We start from the raw sequence: 14681 nt of genomic DNA, 5'->3' as shown, positions 1-14681 counted from the left end.
TACTTCGCCTGCGGGCTGTGTGTGGCTGGTCGCGCCCGCGCGGCGGAGCCGCATATCGGCACAGCCCCGCGCCCCTTACGGGGCGCTCCCGGGACGGGTCCCGTAAGGGGCGGGCCACACTGGCGGACATGAACGGTTCCGCGAGCCTTGCGCGCGGTGTGGCGCCCGCGCCGGTGGGCACCTTGCACGCGCGCACCGTCACCGGCGATCTCCGGGCCCCGCCGCGCCCCGGTCTGACCGTGCGGTTCGGGCGCGGCGACGGGCCCGAGGTCGACCTCGGCGTCGGCGAGCACGACCTGATGGTGAGCCGCCACCACGGCGAACTGACGTACCGCGACCGCACCTGGTGGCTGCGCAACACGGGGCGGCAGCTGCTGCGCCTGCCGCGCGGCCGGATGATGCACACCAGCACCGAGCCGGTGCCGCTCGCGCCGGGCTACACCCCGCTGTTCGTGCGCGGCTCCGGCTACCGCGAGCACCTGGTCGAGCTGTACGTCACGGGCCACGACGACCTGGGCCCGGTCTCACGGCGCCGCGCCGACACCGTGCCGCCCAAGCGGTGGCCGCTGTCCGACGAGGAGCGGCTGCTGCTCGTCGTCCTCGGCCAGGAGTACCTGCTGTACGAGGAGAGCCCGCGCCCGCTGACGTACCTCAGGGCGGCCAAGCAGCTCGCCTTTCTGCGCCCCGACGAGCTCTGGGGGGAGCGCAGGATCGAGTACCGGATCGAGGCCGTGCGGCGCAGGCTGCACGACAGCGGCTTTCCGTACCCGCTCCTGCACGACACGTCGATGGGCCGCCCGTCCGACAACAGCCTGCTGCACAACCTGCTCAGAGGCCTGGTGGAGTCCACCACGCTCGTGCCGCCCGACCTCGGCCTCATGGACGACGAGCCGGACCGGTAGCGGGCAGTGACTCCAGGAGGAACACGGCGGCGTCCCGCAGGGACGGGGGCGCGGCGCCGGGCTCCCGCAGGCGGTGCGCGATCCGCCCGAGGACCTCCGTGGTGCGCGCGGAGCCGATGCCCCGGGCGCGCGGCGCGAGGTCCGTGACGAGCCGCTCCGCGTCCCGCCAGGCCCCGGCCCGGACGAGGGCCGCGAGCAGCTGGGCGGTGAACAGATGCCGGTAGGAGGGGCCGGGCGCGCTGGCGGCGCGGTGCAGCGCGGGCACGGCCCGTTCGGTGTCGCCGAGCCGGGCGAGGATCCAGCCGCGGTGGCCGAGCAGCTCCCACTCGTCGAGCCACCAGGCCCACGGCGGGTCGTGCCGCGAGACGCCGTCGAGGAACAGGCTCCCGGCCCTCGCGAGGAGCGCGTGCGGCTCCCGCCGGGCGCCGAGCAGCGCGGTCGCGTGCGCCTCCCGGATCAGGACGAGGCTCGCCACGCGCGGCGGCAGCGGCCGCGGCCCCCGCGCGCGGGCGGCGGCGGCCAGCGCGGCGCGGGGGCGGCCGGTGTGGGTCAGGAGCATGCTGTCGTTCAGGAGCGTGAGACGGGCCGTCCAGCGGTCGCCGCACCGCTCCGCGAGGGCGAGCGCGCGGGCGTTGAGCCGGTGCGCCCGCCGGTGGTGGCCCGCGTCGAAGAGGATCCACCCGGCGACCTCGTACAGCTCGGCGAGGGCGGCGAGCCGGTCGCTGTCCGCGCGCCCCGCCCCGGCGGGCAGCTCTCGCAGGGCCGCGCGCACCAGCGGCACGGCGGCCCGCGCGCCGTGTGCCGCGTCCACGGCGACGAGCCGCCGCACCGCGTCCACGGCGTACGCGGTGACGTCGCCCGCCTCGTCCTCCACCACGCCCCCCGGCCCCGGAACGATCTCTGTCTAGGTCCGCTGCAACGACGCCCGCGCGGACTCTGTTCCCGCGGCGGCCGGGGCCGCCGCGCCGGACCACTCCATCCGCGCCCAGGGCAGCGCGAGCTCGTCGGGGGACGTGACGGTGCGCGGCGCGAGGGACTCCAGCGGGGCCGCCTCCGCGTGCCGGGCGAAGACGGTGTCCACGTAGCGGTGGCCGGTGTCGGCGGCGACGAACACCGTGGTGCGGCCGGGGGCGTGGGCGTGCTCCCAGCGCGCCGCCGCGTATCCGGCGCCGGTGGACAGGCCCGCGAAGAGCGCGTGCCGCCGCAGCAGGTCCACGCTTCCGGCGAGCGCGGTGTCGAAGGACAGCCAGTGCACGGTGTCGTACGCCTTGTGGGAGACGTTGGCGAACGGGATGGAGCTGCCGATCCCGGCGATGATGATCTCCGGGTCGGCGACGTGCTCGCTGCCGAAGGTGACGCTGCCGAAGGGCTGCACGCCCACGAGCCGCACATCGGGGCGGCGGGCCCGGCAGTAGCGGGCCAGGGCGCCGGTCGAGGCGCCGGAGCCGACGCCGCCGACGAGGGTGAGGCCGCCGTCGGCGCCGGTCTCCTCGCAGACGCGGTCCGCGATCGCCTCGTAGCCGAGGTAGTGGATGTCGTCGTGGTACTGGCGCATCCAGAAGTACTCGGGGTGCTCGCGCAGGATCTCGTGGACGCGGGCCACGCGCCGCTTCTGGTCCAGCTTCAGGTCGTCGCTCGGCGGCATCTGCTCGACGTGGGCGCCGAGCACGGCCAGTTGGGTGCGCAGGGTGCGGTCGACGGTGGTGGAGCCGACGATGTGACAGCGCATGCCGTAGCGGTGACAGGCGAGCGCGAGCGCGTAGGCGTAGATGCCGCTCGAACTGTCGAGCAGCGTGTCGCCGCGGCGGACCGCGCCGGTGTCCAGGAGGTGGCGCACGGCCGCGAGGGCCGAGACCACCTTCATGGTCTCAAAGCGCAGGCAGACGAACCCGTCGGCTACGCGTATCAGGTCGGGGCGGCCGATCGCTTCCGCGATGTGCTCGTCCATGCGGGGGCTCCTCGCTCGGGGTCGCAGGCGTGGGGGCGGTGGTGTGGAAGGTGTGGGTGGTGGGGATGCCCGCGGCCGCCAGGGCCCGGCGGCAGCCGCGCACCCGGCCGCGCAGGTCCGGCGCCGCGGGGTCGAAGAGCAGGCCCGCCACGCTGCCGCTGTGCGCGATCTGCACACCGACCGCGCCGACGCGGCCCGCGACGGCGGTCAGCTCGCCGAACTCCGCGTGCGGCAGGACGCGTTGGCGCAGGCGCGCGCTCTCGGTGGCGACGTGGCCGAGCAGCACGGGGTCGGCGGCGGCGACGGCGTGGCGCAGCAGGGCCCGCAGCCGCTCGTAGCCGGGGACGTCGGCGGCGTCCGCGTCGGCGGGGGCGGGCAGCGCGAGCGTGTCCACCGGCCTGCCGCCGCCGAGCGCGCAGCCGACGACGACCGCCGGGGGCAGGGCCGCGCCGAGGTCCTCCAGGACGCGGCCCTCGCGCTGGGCGAACAGCAGGGCGCGGCCTTCCAGCATCAGCGGGTCCGACGCGCGCTCGGCGCGCACCGCGAGCCGCGCGACCGCCTCCGGCGCGAGACGCACGCCGAACGCGTCGGCGACCGCGCGCACGGCCGCGATCACGTCGCTGCTGGACGAACCCATGCCGAGACCGACCGGTATGTCCCCGTGGAGCCGCAACTCACCGCCGCACAGCGGGACTTGGCACTGTGTCGCGCACTCGGCGAGGGCGTACGTGGCGGCACGGAGGGCCTTGGTCCGGTCGGCCGGGACCACCGTCACGTCCTCGGTGTCCCGGCGGCGGGTGAACTCCGCGCGGGTGCCGAGCCCGGCGAGCGGCAGCGTGACCAGGCCCGCGACGCGCCGCCCGCGCTCGTCGAGGAACACGCCCTGGAGGATCTCGCCGTGGTGGCAGGCGGCACGCCCCGTGCCGCGGGCCCTCACGCCCCGCCCTTGTCGCCCGGCGCGGCCCGGTACCGGTACAGGACCGTCGGCTCGGCGCTGAACTGCGAGAACGGGAAGGGCTCCGCGGACAGCGCGGTCACCCCCGCGCCCAGGAAGGCCCGCGCGACCGCGCTGCCGGACTGCGCGTAGACGACCAGCGGGATGCCCCGCTCGCGGCAGCGCGCGAGGATCGTGTCGAAGCTGCCGTTGGACAGCGTCATGCCGGTGGCGACGACGGCGTCGGCGGCGTCCAGGACCTCGTGCATGTCGCGGCTCACCGGGTCGCCCCACTGCGTCGTGCGCAGGTTGAAGTCGCAGGGCAGCGGGTCGCCGCCGCGCTCGCGGATCGCCGCGACGAGCGGGTTGACGACGCCGATCAGGGCCACCTTGGCGCCCCGCCTGATGTCGAGCAGGCCCGCGACGGCCGCGTCCCGGGCCACGGCGCGTACCTCGGGCGGCCCCGCGGGCAGCGTCACGGGCTCGGCGTCCGGCGCCTCCCGGTGCGGTGCCACGGCGCCCAGATAGGCGTCCAGGGCGGCCGTGCGCAGCGGCGTCGGCGCGTCCTTGAGGAGCGCGGCGAGCGAACTGCCCGACGCCTCGCGGCAGATCGCCGGGTCGATCTCGCCCGCCTCGAAGGCGCAGCCGCCGAAGGCCCCGCCGACGCGGACGAGGACGTACTGGTTGAGGTAGGTGACATCGCCCCCGGCCAGGCGCGTGCCGTGATGGACCCAGAACACGCTGGTGGCCGTCAACTCCGCCGGGTCCGGCCCCAGTTCGCCCGCGAGGGCGGCGTCGAGCAGCTCGGTGACGTTCTCGGGGCGCTTCATGCCCGGCCTCCACGGGTGAACGCGAACAGGAAGGTGAGGACGCCGTCGCGCCAGTCGCGCACGGAGACGACCCGCGGCGTGAAGCCGTGGTCCTGGGCGTCCTGGACGATGCGGCGCAGATCGGCGGTGTTCGACGCGATCACGTACGCCACGCCGTCCGGCGCGAGCAGCTCCCGCTCGGCGAGTTGCCCGAAGAACCGCGCGAGCAGCGGCGCGCCGACGCACGTGTTGCGTACGACGTCGGGGTCCTCGCTCACCACCTGGCTGACGGCGGGCGGGTTGAAGGTGACGACGTCGAGCCGCGTGCCGGGCGGCAGGCCGTCGAAGAGGTCGCCCGCGGCGGGCAGGAACGCGGTGCCGTCCCGGGGCCCGACCAGCCGGGCGTAGTGCCGGGCCGCGGTGGCGACGCTGGTGGTGTGCACGTCCATGGCGTAGATCTCGCGCGCCCCGCGCACCCCCGCGGCGACGGCCTCGACGCCGAGCCCGGCACCCATGGCGCCGTAGCGCAGACCGCGGGTCTCTATGCGGCCGTCGAGGATCCGCTCGTGGATCATCCGGCTGGTCGCGCCGGGCAGGAAGACGCCGGGCGGCACGTCGAAGGTCAGGCCGTTCCACTCGTACGCGCGCGTGGTGTGCAGATCGCCCTTCGGCTGGTTGAGCGCGACGATCCGTTCGGCGGGCAGGGGCGGCGGCAGCTGCCGCAGCAGGTCGGGTCCGGTGGCCTGGGTGTCCATCAACTGTCCTTTTCCGTAGGGGTGTCGAAGTCCGCGAGGGGGTGGGGGAGGGGGCCGCGGTAGCTGACCGCGAGGTGGCCGAGGGCGTCGGGGCCCGTCTCGGCGTCGACCTCGAAGACCTCCGCGAGCAGCTCGGGCGTCAGGACGTCCTTCGGCGGCCCGGCGGCGACCAGGCGCCCGCCGCGCAGCAGGAGCAGCCGGTCGCAGTGGCGGGCGGCGAGCGACAGGTCGTGCAGCGCGACGAGGACGGTCTGGTCGGTGCCCGCGAGGAGGGCGAGCAGCTCCAACTGGTGCTTGACGTCCAGGTGGTTGGTCGGCTCGTCGAGCAGGATCGCGTACGGCTGCTGGGCGAGTGCGCGGGCGATGTGGGCGCGCTGCCGCTCGCCGCCGGACAGGGCCTTCCAGGCGCGCTCGCGCAGGCCCGTCAGGCCGAGCCGTGCCAGGGCGGCGTCCACGACGGCCCGGTCGCGCGCGTCGAAGCCGCGCCACCGGTCGCCGAACGGCGTCCGGCCCAGGCCCACCACGTCCACGACCCGCAGCTCGCTGTCGGTGTCGGCGGCCTGCTCCACGAAGGCGACGCGCCGGGCCACGCGCCGGGCGCTCCAGGCGTGGATCGGCTCCCGGTCGTAGCGGACGACGCCCGCGGTGGGCGCCCGGAGCCCGGCCAGGCACCGCAGCAGGGAGGACTTCCCTGACCCGTTGGGCCCGATCAGGCCCACGGTCTCGCCCGGCGCCACGTCCAGGGACACGCCGTCGACGATCGTCCTGCCCGCGACCGCCCAGCTCACGTTCTCGGCGGTGATCCTCACAGCTCCCCCCGCCCGCGCAGGACGAGCAGGAACAGCGGCACGCCGAGCAGCGCGGTGAACACGCCGACGGGCACCTCCTGCGGCGTGAACGCGACCCGCGCGAGGGCGTCCGTCCACACCAGGAACACGGCGCCCACCAGCGCCGACAGCGGGACCAGCACCCGGTGTCCGGGCCCGACGAGGAACCGTACGCCGTGCGGCACGATCAGGCCGACGAACCCGATCGCGCCCACCGACGCGACGGCCACCGACGTCATCAGCGACGTCACGACGAGGAGCAGCCGGCGCGTCGTCGTGACGTCCACGCCCAGCGACGAGGCGGTGTCGGCGCCGAACGAGAAGCCGTCCAGGGCGGCCGAGTTGAGCCACAGGACGAGCAGCCCCACCGCCGTCACGGCGGCCGTCACGGCCACCGCGTCCCAGCGCGCGGGCGCCATCGAGCCGAGCAGCCACTGGGTGATCGCCCGGATCATCTCCGCGTCGCCGGACGCCATCAGGACGAGCGAGGTGAGCGCCGTGAACAGCTGCGACACCACGACCCCGGTCAGCACGATCCGCACCGAGTCGAGTCCGCCGCGCCGCAGCAGCAGCATCAGGAGCGCGAAGGACACCAGGGCGCCCACGAACGCGCCGCCCGTCACACCGAGCGAGGCGGACCCGAAGCCGAGCACCACGACGGCGACCGCCCCGGTCGAGGCGCCCGACGAGATCCCGAGGAGATAGGGGTCGGCGAGCGCGTTGCGCGTGACCGCCTGGAGCGCGGCCCCGCACACCGCGAGCGAGGCGCCGACCAGGGCCGCCATCAGGACGCGCGGCACCCGCAGCTCCCAGATCAGCGAGTCCAGGAGCGGCGCGGCGGGCTCGGTGCCGAGGCCCAGATGGAATCCGGCGCTGCGGGCGATGTCCCCGTACGAGACGTCCATGGTGCCGATGCGCACGGACACGGCGGCGGACCCGACGAGGGCGAGCGCGGCGAGCAGGAAGAGCCCGGCGCGCGCGCCCGTCCCCCGCAGGGCGGTGCGGGGCAGCGCGCGGGAGGCGGCGGGGGCGGGAACCGCCGCCCCGCGCGCCGAGGGGTGCAGCAGATCCGTCGCCCCGCCTCCTCCCGGCGGCGCCGGGAGGCCGACCGCGCCCGCCGGCCGCGGCCTAGCGGACATACCCGAGGTCCTCCATCCCCGTCACGAGCCGCGGCAGGGCGCTGACGGTGCGGACCGAGGGGTCCATCTCCGTGCCGGGGATCTCGATGAAGCGCTTCTTCCGCACGGCGGGCAGCTTCGCCATCACCGGGTTGGCGCGGACCGCCTTCAGCTTGTCCTCGGCGCTGTCGCCCGGCTTGCCGCGCTCCGACAGATCGCCGAGCACGATGAAGTCCGGCTTGCGCTTGGCGACTTCCTCCCAGCTGACCTGCGGCCAGTCCTCGTCCACGTCGTCGAAGGCGTTCCGCGCGCCGACGACGCGGCTCATCTCGCTGGGCATCGCCGACCTGCCCGCCACATACGGCGTGTCGCCGTACACCGAGTACAGCCACACCACGCTGGGCTCGCCCTTGACCCGCTTCTTGGTCTTCGCGGCCCCGGCGAGCGTGGCGCGCTGCTCCTTGACGAGCTTCTCCGCGCGCTTCTCGACGCCGAAGGCCTTCCCGAGGTCGGCGTAGTCCTTGAAGAGCAGCTCGAAGGGCGTCCGGGCCCTGCCGTCCACGGTGTTCCGCTTCGGGCAGTCCACGGCGCTCACGAACGACGGGAGCCCGAGCTCCGCCAGCTCCTCGCGGGTGCCGACGCGGTCCTTGGTGAAGTAGTCCGCGAAGCCGCCGACGGCGAGGTCGGGGGCCGCGGCGCGCAGCTGCTCACTCGTGAGGATCTTGGGGCTGAGCACCTTCACGCCGTCGTACGCGGCCCGGTACTCCGGCGCGATCTTCGTCTTGAGGTTGGACGTGCCGGCCATGCGGTCCTGGAGCCCGAGCGCGAGCAGCACCTCGGTGGAGGACTGGTCGAGGGCGACGGCGCGCTTCGGCGGACCGTCGAAGCCCAGCTTCTTCCCGCAGCTCGTGACGGTCGTCTTCCGGGCCGCGGCCGCCTCGCCGTCCGACGAGCCGCTGCCGCCGGACGCGCAGCCGACGGCCGTGAGGGACAGGACCAGGGCGGCCGTGCCGAGGCGGGCGGGGTGACGCAGACGCATGGGACCTCCGGTGTGGGTGGGGACGCGAACAAGGGTACTGTAATGGCAATCATTTTCATTAACGGGTCTCGGGGCGGGCACGGCCGAAGGGTCGCCGCCCGCGAGCTGACCTCAAAGTCCTTGCTCTGTCAGGGACTTGGGCGCTCCGGCGAGGCCGCATAACGATTTCGAGACCGCGCGGTCCGCGCGGACGACAGCAGAGGAGTACGTCACGTGGCGACCACGCCAACGCACACGGCCGAGCCCGCCGAGGGGAGCGCGGCCCCCGCGCGGAGCGTCCTGCGGGACCCCGCCTTCCTGCGGCTCTGGTCGGGCACCACCGCGTCCGGGCTCGCCACCTGGGCGCTGCCCTTCGTCCTCGGGCTCGCCGTCCTCGACCGCACCATAGGTGCGGCCGCCCTCGGCCTGCTGCTCGCCGCCCGCACCGCGGGCTTCCTCGTCGCGGTCGCCGTCGGCGGCGTCCTCGCCGACCGGTACTCGCGGCGCGGCGTCGTGCTCTGGGCGGGCCTCGCCGCCGCGGCCGCGACGCCCCTCCTCGCGCTCGGGCTCGGCCGCTCGCTGGCCCTGATGGTCGTCGCGGCCGTGGTCGCGGGCGCCGGGCAGGGCGCGTGCCGCCCCGCCTTCCAGGCGCTGACCGCCGAGGTCGTCGACGAGGACCGGCGCCAGGCCGCCAACGCCGCGATGACCCTGTCCGTACGCGCCACCACGCTCGCCGGGCCCTCCCTCACCGCGCTGCTCGCCGTCCTCCTCGACACCTGGGCGCTGCTGCTCGGGATCGGGCTGCTGTGGCTGGTGGCGGCACTGGTGCCGGGCCCGGGCCGGGCGGGCGGGACGGCCGCGGCCGCCGCCGGTGACCGCCCCTCCTTCCGCGCGGAGTTCGGCGAGGGGCTGCGGGAGGCGCGGCGCCACCCCTGGTTCCTGGCCGGGCTCGGGGCGCTGACCACCGTCATCGCCACCGGCTACTCGGCGACCGGGGTGGCCCTGCCGCTGGTCAGCCGCGACAAGTACGACACCGGGGTGGTGCTCGCCGCCGCCATGACCGCGTACACGCTCGGGGCGCTCGGCGGCGCCCTCGTCGTCGCCCGCTGGCGGCCGCGCGCCCAGGGCTGGACCGCCCTCGCGGGCCTCGGCCTCTACGGCTTCGCACCGCTCAGCCTGCTCCTGCCGGTGCACTGGGCGGTCGTGGTGGCCGCGTACGCGGTGGCCGGGGTCGGGATCGAGCTGTTCAACGTGCCGTGGTTCACCGCCACGCAGCGGGAGGTCGCGCCCGACAAGCTCGCGCGGGTCTCCTCCCTCGACTTCATGCTGTCCTACGGCCTCGCGCCCGCGGGCCTCGCGCTGATCGCCCCGGCCATCGAGACCTTCGGCCCCCGCCCCGTCCTCGCGGTCTGCGCAGCCCTCTGCTTCACGGCCCCCGCCCTGGCGGCCCTGACCCCCACCACCCGCGACTTCACCGGAGTTCAAGCCCGTCCGGCGATCGAGGACAAGCGCGACAGCGCGACAGATCAAGCCCGTCCGGCGATCGAGGACAAGCGCGACAGCGCGACAGATCAAGCCCGTCCGGCGATTGAGGACAAGCGCGACAGCGCGGTGGGTTGAGCCGAGCCGACGAGGACGGGGGGCGGGGGGAGCTGCGGGGGTCCGGCTACAGCGGGGCCTGCCAGGTGACCGTGGTGCCCTCGCCGGAGGCGTCCGTCTCCCCGTCGTCGAAGACGACGAGCCGCACCCCCGCCCGCCCGTCCGGCAGGAACCCCGCCTCCACCGTCACCTCCACCCGCGCCACCCCGGGCCGCCGCGACGCCGCGGCGAGCGCCCGGCGCAGCGCGGCGAGGAGCCGCCCCGCCGCGGGCTCCGTGACCCGCGCGTCCACCGCCCCGGTGAAGTGCACCGACGGCTGCACCCCGAGCACCGCGCCCGCCCCGGCCGTCTCCTTGAGCACCTTGCCCCGGAACGTGGTCGGCGCGTCGGCGGGCGGCTGCTGAAGGGCGAAGATCGCCGTCCGCACTTCCTGGATGGTGGACTCCAGCTCGTCCACGGCCTGGTCGAGCGCCGACTGCTCGGGCCCCGAGGCGGCCCTGCGGCGCGTCGACTCCAGCATCATGCCGGTCGCGAAGAGCCGTTGGACGACGAGGTCGTGCAGGTCGCGGGCGATGCGGTCGCGGTCCTCGAACACGGCGAGCCGCTGCCGGGACTGCTGCGCGTCGGCGAGCACGAGGGCGAGCGCGGCCTGCGAGGCGAACTGGGTGGCGAGCAGCCGCTCCACCGCCGTGTACGGGAGGTCGCCGCGGCGGCGCGGCAGCGCGAGCGTACCGATGAGACGGCCGCCCGCCTGCAGCGGCAGCATCATGCTCGGCCCGAACCGGGACCGCACCCGGGTCGTCATCCGCGGGTCGGTCGCGGAGTCCTCGATGAACACCGGCTGCCCGCCGAGGAGTTGTTCGAGGACCGCGCTGCCGGGCTCGATGGTGGTCCCCATGAGGTCGTTCTGCGCGGCCGCTGCGGGGTGGCGCCGGTAGCCCGGCCCGGCGTCGCCGGAGGTCGCCGCCGCGACGATCCGCATGCCGCCCTCGTCCGTCGGCTGGAGGACGACGCCCGCCGCCGCGCCCGCCAGGAGCCGGGCCTGCTGAGCCACCGTCATCAGGGCGTCGGGCGCGGCCTCCCCGGTGAGGAGGGCCGTGGTGACGGCCGCCGCGCCCTCGATCCAGCGCTCGCGCTGGCGGGCGGTCTCGTAAAGGCGCGCGTTGCCGATCGCGATGCCCGCCTGGCTCGCGAGGACCCGCAGCATGCCCCGGTCCTCGTCCGTGAAGACGCCGCCCGGCAGGTGCGTGAGGTGGAGCCGGCCGAACTCCTCGTCCTGGACGTGGATGGGCATGCTCAGGGCGGCGTCCCCGTCGCCCGCGGCCGAGGGCTCCGCGCCCGCCGTGAAGCACTCCGGCCGCCCGCCCGCCGCCGCCGAGACCCGCAGGGCGACGTGCCGGGCCCCGGTCAGCGCGGCGGCGCTGTCCACGATGTGCTGGAGCGTGGGCCGCAGGGACAGCTCCGTGCCGACGCCGAGGACCGCGTCCAGGAGCAGCGGCAGGGGCAGCGGTGCTCCGCTGACGACGTCCTCGGTCATGGCGGCGGCGTACTCCCGTACGAGGTGGGCGGGGCCCTCGTCAGCCTGTCAGCGGGGCGAGGACCAGCGGCTGGATCTTGCCCTCCAGCATGGCACCGAGGCCGAGCACCGCGCACACGTCGGGTCGTTCCGCGATGTGCACCGGCATGCCCGTGGCGTTCCGCAGCATCTGGTCGAGGCCGGGGAGCAGCGCGCTGCCGCCGACCATCATGATGCCCCGGTCGGCGAGGTCGGCCACGAGGTCCGGCGGGCAGTCGCGCAGCACCTTGCCGATGCCGTCGAGCACGGCGGTGAGCGGGGTGTGGATGGCGTCGCGGACGGCGGCCGTGTCGACCTGGACGGAGCGGGCCAGGCCCGTCGCCACGTCCCTGCCGTGGATCTCGGTGGACTCGGGGCCGTGCGGGGTCAGGCCGTTGCCGCTGAGGGCGAGTTGCAGGGGGCGTACCGACTGCGAGGGCAGCATCAGCTCGTGCTGGTGGCGCAGGTGCTGCACGATCGCGTGGTCGATGGCCTCGCCGCCCACCGGGATCCGCTCGGCCGTCACGATGGAGCCGAGGGAGAGGACCGCGACCTGCGTGGTCGCGGCGCCGCACACCATGATCATGGTCGCTTCCGCGCGTTCCACCGGAAGGCCGCAGCCCACCGCCGCCGCGATGAGCGTGTCCACCAGCTCCACGCGCCGCGCGCCCAGGCCCACGAGGGTCTCGACGGTGGCGCGCTGCGCCAGCGGGTCCGCGTCGTGCGGGGTGCAGGCGGCCGCGCGCAGGCGGGGCTTGCGGCGCAGGGTGCGGCGCAGCTTCTCGCCGAGCAGGCTGCGCAGCATGCGCTGGGCCATCTGGATGTCGACGACCGTGCCGCCGGACACGGGGCGTACGACGCGGATGTAGGCGGGGGTGCGTCCCGTCATCTGCTCCGCGAACTGGCCGACCGCGATGAGCGCGCCCGTCCGCGTGTTCACGGCGGCCACGCTCGGCTCGTCCACGACGAGCCCGGCCCCCTTCACGAACACGCGCGTGCGGGCCGCTCCCAGGTCGACGCCGATATGACAGCGGCGCAGCTGTTCCAGACTGACGGTCACGGCGGATCCTCCCGAGAGCACGCGTGGGCCCACCGGCTGGTGGGCCTTGCTCCTCGCATCCTGTGGGGGCCCCGGGCGTGTCGCACGCCGGGGTGGGCCGGGCGGGGTGCGGCCGCGCGGGTGGTCCTGCCGCCGGGACAGCCGGCCGCCGCCCCGCGAAAAAACGCTTCCTCACTGCCGGAGGGGGCCGGTTACCATCCCGTGTGACACGAGCGAAGACGGACGACGCGACTGACGGCGAGGGCTCCGGCATACCCGGGCCGAGGCCCGGCGCACCCGCCACGGAGCGGCCTCAGCGGCCGGAACAGCCCGCGGCCCCGCCGCCCAAGCGCCGCATCCTCGCCGATCTGACCCCGCTGCGGACCTCCGCCGACTACCGGCGCCTGTGGGTGGGCAACACCGTCTCCTGGATCGGCCAGGCGATGACCGCCCTCGCGGTCTCCCTCCAGGTGTACGACATCACCGGCTCCAGCTTCTCGGTCGGCCTCGTCGGCCTCTGCTCGCTCGTCCCGCTCGTCGTCTTCGGCCTGTACGGGGGCGCGATCGCGGACACCGTGGACCGCCGCAAGCTCGGCCTGTACTCGGCCGCGGGCCTGTGCGGCCTGTCGGTGGTCCTCGCGGCGGCGGCGTTCGCGGGCTTCCACCACGTGTGGTTCCTGTACACCGTGGTCGCGCTCCAGGCGACGTGCGGCGCCCTCAACTCGCCCGCCCGCACCGCGATGATCCCCCGGCTGCTCCCGCCCGAGCAGCTGCCCGCCGCCAACGCCCTCACCTCCCTCACCACCACGTCCGGCACGACCGTCGGCCCCATGCTGGGCGGCCTCATCGTCGGCCTGTGGGGCTACCAGGCGGCGTACGCCATCGACGCCGTCGCCTTCACGGCCGCGCTGTACGCGATGTGGCGGCTGCCGTCGATGCTCCCCGGCGACGGCGGCACCGACCGTGCCGCGGGCGGCGGCGCGGCGGCGGACGGCGGCAAGCGGCGCCGGGCCTCCGTCGCCGACGGCCTGCGGTTCCTCGCCACCCGCCCCAATCTGCGCATGACGTTCTTCACCGACATGTGCGCGATGGTGCTCGCCCACCCCCGCGCGCTGTTCCCCGCCATCGCCGTCGTCTGGTACGGCGGCGACGCCAGGACGGCGGGCCTGCTCGCGGCGGCGCCCGCCGTGGGCGCGCTGCTCGGCAGCGTGTTCTCCGGCTGGCTCGGCCGCGTCCACCACCACGGGTTCGCGATCGCGCTCTCGGTGGCGGCCTGGGGCACGGCCGTCGCCGTCTTCGGCCTCACCCGCGACCTCTGGCTCGGGGTCGTCTTCCTCGCCCTCGCGGGCGCCGCCGACACCATCTCCATGGTGTTCCGCAGCACCATGCTCCAGGCGGCCACGCCCGACGAGATGAGGGGGCGGCTGCAGGGCGTGTTCATCGTGGTGGTGGCGGGCGGCCCCCGCCTCGGCGACTTCCTGGCGGGCACGATCGGCGACCTGACGTCGCCCCGGGTGGCGATCGTCGGCGGCGGCGCGGCGTGCGTCCTCGCGGTAGGCCTCCTGGTCCTGCGCTGGCGCGCCTTCCTCCACTACGACGCCCGCGCCCCGCAGGCCTGACCACTCAACGGCCGCGCACGGCGTCCAGGTCCTCGCCGTGCGGGAAGGCCGAGGCGGCCGGCGCCCTGAGGCTGTGCCGTACGACGTACGGGCGGGTCAGGACGCGCTGCTCATGAGGTGTCGGCGGAGTCCCCCGCGTGCGGGCGGTCCTTCTCCGGTGACCAGGAGAGCCGGACCAGCAAGTGCCCCTCGGCGGAGCCCTTCACGAGCACGGCCCCGGCCTCGGCCGTCATCCGCACCCCGAACTCGATCTCCACCGTGTCCGGCCTCAGCGTGCCGTCGCGGAACACCCGGAGCGCCGACTCGGCGGCCGCACGCGCGCTGTCCAGGGTGGCCTCGAAGGTGCGGGCGGCCCGGGCGGGCCCGTCGCCGCGCGAGACGAGCCGGACGCCGTCCAGGTCGTCGGGGTCGAGGGCCACGACCACGCGCGCGCCGCTGTCCGTCGTGTACTCGACCAGACCGCCGTCCATGCCGCCCCCGTCGTCACACGGGCCCGCCGCGGCCCGCCGTTCCGTCCGTGAGCCCACATTCTGACCGACGGCCCCGCTGGCGGAAAGC

At 75.3% G+C, this 14681-nt stretch carries 14 protein-coding genes; 3 read left to right on the top strand and 11 right to left on the bottom strand.

What is annotated here, in order from left to right:
- The first annotated feature begins 128 nt into the window (after positions 1-128).
- Positions 129-902, top strand: a complete 774-nt coding sequence (locus CP982_RS14190; RefSeq protein WP_150510867.1) for an FHA domain-containing protein — start codon at positions 129-131, stop codon at positions 900-902.
- Here the strand turns inward: CP982_RS14190 and CP982_RS14185 are convergent.
- From CP982_RS14185 to CP982_RS14150, 8 genes are read right to left on the bottom strand one after another with little or no spacing between them, the layout of a single operon-like run.
- Complete coding sequence (locus tag CP982_RS14185; protein ID WP_150510866.1) at positions 877-1779, bottom strand: NsdA family TPR-like regulatory protein; 903 nt, start codon at positions 1777-1779, stop codon at positions 877-879. The two genes, CP982_RS14190 and CP982_RS14185, sit on opposite strands and share 26 nt — an antisense overlap.
- Positions 1780-1806: 27 nt before the next feature.
- Positions 1807-2850, bottom strand: coding sequence for a pyridoxal-phosphate dependent enzyme (locus tag CP982_RS14180; RefSeq protein WP_150510865.1), 1044 nt, complete (start codon positions 2848-2850; stop codon positions 1807-1809).
- The gene (locus tag CP982_RS14175) at positions 2771-3787 is read right to left on the bottom strand and encodes a GHMP family kinase ATP-binding protein (RefSeq protein WP_150510864.1); all 1017 of its coding nucleotides are present in this window, start codon (positions 3785-3787) and stop codon (positions 2771-2773) included. The genes CP982_RS14180 and CP982_RS14175 overlap by 80 nt, the downstream gene beginning before the upstream one ends.
- Entirely contained in the window at positions 3784-4614 is an 831-nt protein-coding gene (locus CP982_RS14170; RefSeq protein ID WP_150510863.1) for a Rossmann-like domain-containing protein, read from the bottom strand. Before CP982_RS14170 ends, CP982_RS14175 begins: the two co-directional genes overlap by 4 nt.
- Complete coding sequence (locus tag CP982_RS14165) at positions 4611-5348, bottom strand: class I SAM-dependent methyltransferase (protein ID WP_150510862.1); 738 nt, start codon at positions 5346-5348, stop codon at positions 4611-4613. Before CP982_RS14165 ends, CP982_RS14170 begins: the two co-directional genes overlap by 4 nt.
- Entirely contained in the window at positions 5348-6157 is an 810-nt protein-coding gene (locus CP982_RS14160) for an ABC transporter ATP-binding protein (protein ID WP_150510861.1), read from the bottom strand. Before CP982_RS14160 ends, CP982_RS14165 begins: the two co-directional genes overlap by 1 nt.
- Positions 6154-7314 carry a FecCD family ABC transporter permease gene (locus tag CP982_RS14155; protein WP_150510860.1) on the bottom strand — a complete coding sequence of 387 codons (1161 nt, stop codon included), beginning with the start codon at positions 7312-7314 and terminating at the stop codon, positions 6154-6156. The genes CP982_RS14160 and CP982_RS14155 overlap by 4 nt, the downstream gene beginning before the upstream one ends.
- A complete protein-coding gene (locus CP982_RS14150) occupies positions 7304-8332 on the bottom strand; it encodes an ABC transporter substrate-binding protein (RefSeq protein WP_150510859.1) in 1029 nt (342 codons plus the stop codon). Before CP982_RS14150 ends, CP982_RS14155 begins: the two co-directional genes overlap by 11 nt.
- Positions 8333-8629: 297 nt before the next feature.
- Here CP982_RS14150 and CP982_RS14145 point away from each other — a divergent pair, with 297 nt between their 5' ends.
- Positions 8630-9931, top strand: a complete 1302-nt coding sequence (locus CP982_RS14145; RefSeq protein ID WP_229878930.1) for an MFS transporter — start codon at positions 8630-8632, stop codon at positions 9929-9931.
- 46 nt (positions 9932-9977) lie between these two features.
- Here CP982_RS14145 and CP982_RS14140 read toward each other — a convergent pair whose 3' ends face one another.
- Entirely contained in the window at positions 9978-11447 is a 1470-nt protein-coding gene (locus CP982_RS14140; protein WP_150510858.1) for a GAF domain-containing protein, read from the bottom strand.
- Between the two features lie 40 nt (positions 11448-11487).
- Positions 11488-12525: a rod shape-determining protein gene (gene mreB, locus CP982_RS14135; protein WP_030684833.1), complete on the bottom strand. Its 1038-nt coding sequence runs from the start codon at positions 12523-12525 to the stop codon at positions 11488-11490.
- Between the two features lie 251 nt (positions 12526-12776).
- Here mreB and CP982_RS14130 point away from each other — a divergent pair, with 251 nt between their 5' ends.
- On the top strand, positions 12777-14123 hold the full coding sequence (locus CP982_RS14130; RefSeq protein WP_150515473.1) for an MFS transporter: 1347 nt from the start codon (positions 12777-12779) through the stop codon (positions 14121-14123).
- Between the two features lie 110 nt (positions 14124-14233).
- Here CP982_RS14130 and CP982_RS14125 read toward each other — a convergent pair whose 3' ends face one another.
- The gene (locus tag CP982_RS14125) at positions 14234-14593 is read right to left on the bottom strand and encodes a CU044_2847 family protein (protein ID WP_150510857.1); all 360 of its coding nucleotides are present in this window, start codon (positions 14591-14593) and stop codon (positions 14234-14236) included.
- Positions 14594-14681 lie beyond the last annotated feature (88 nt).

It is taken from the genome of Streptomyces spectabilis (assembly GCF_008704795.1).
Taxonomy (GTDB): Bacteria; Actinomycetota; Actinomycetes; order Streptomycetales; family Streptomycetaceae; genus Streptomyces; species Streptomyces spectabilis.
Note: the sequence above shows the minus strand (reverse complement) of the source record. Positions and strands in the feature narration are given on the sequence as shown.

Bases quoted from the DNA above. Each gene is read 5' to 3' on its own strand.
- CP982_RS14190 (WP_150510867.1), top strand. From the start codon at position 129: ATGAACGGTTCCGCGAGCCTTGCGCGCGGTGTGGCGCCCGCGCCGGTG.
- CP982_RS14180 (WP_150510865.1), bottom strand. From the start codon at position 2,850: ATGGACGAGCACATCGCGGAAGCGATCGGCCGCCCCGACCTGATACGC.
- CP982_RS14170 (WP_150510863.1), bottom strand. From the start codon at position 4,614: ATGAAGCGCCCCGAGAACGTCACCGAGCTGCTCGACGCCGCCCTCGCG.
- CP982_RS14165 (WP_150510862.1), bottom strand. From the start codon at position 5,348: ATGGACACCCAGGCCACCGGACCCGACCTGCTGCGGCAGCTGCCGCCG.
- CP982_RS14155 (WP_150510860.1), bottom strand. From the start codon at position 7,314: ATGTCCGCTAGGCCGCGGCCGGCGGGCGCGGTCGGCCTCCCGGCGCCG.
- CP982_RS14150 (WP_150510859.1), bottom strand. From the start codon at position 8,332: ATGCGTCTGCGTCACCCCGCCCGCCTCGGCACGGCCGCCCTGGTCCTG.
- CP982_RS14140 (WP_150510858.1), bottom strand. From the start codon at position 11,447: ATGACCGAGGACGTCGTCAGCGGAGCACCGCTGCCCCTGCCGCTGCTC.
- CP982_RS14125 (WP_150510857.1), bottom strand. From the start codon at position 14,593: ATGGACGGCGGTCTGGTCGAGTACACGACGGACAGCGGCGCGCGCGTG.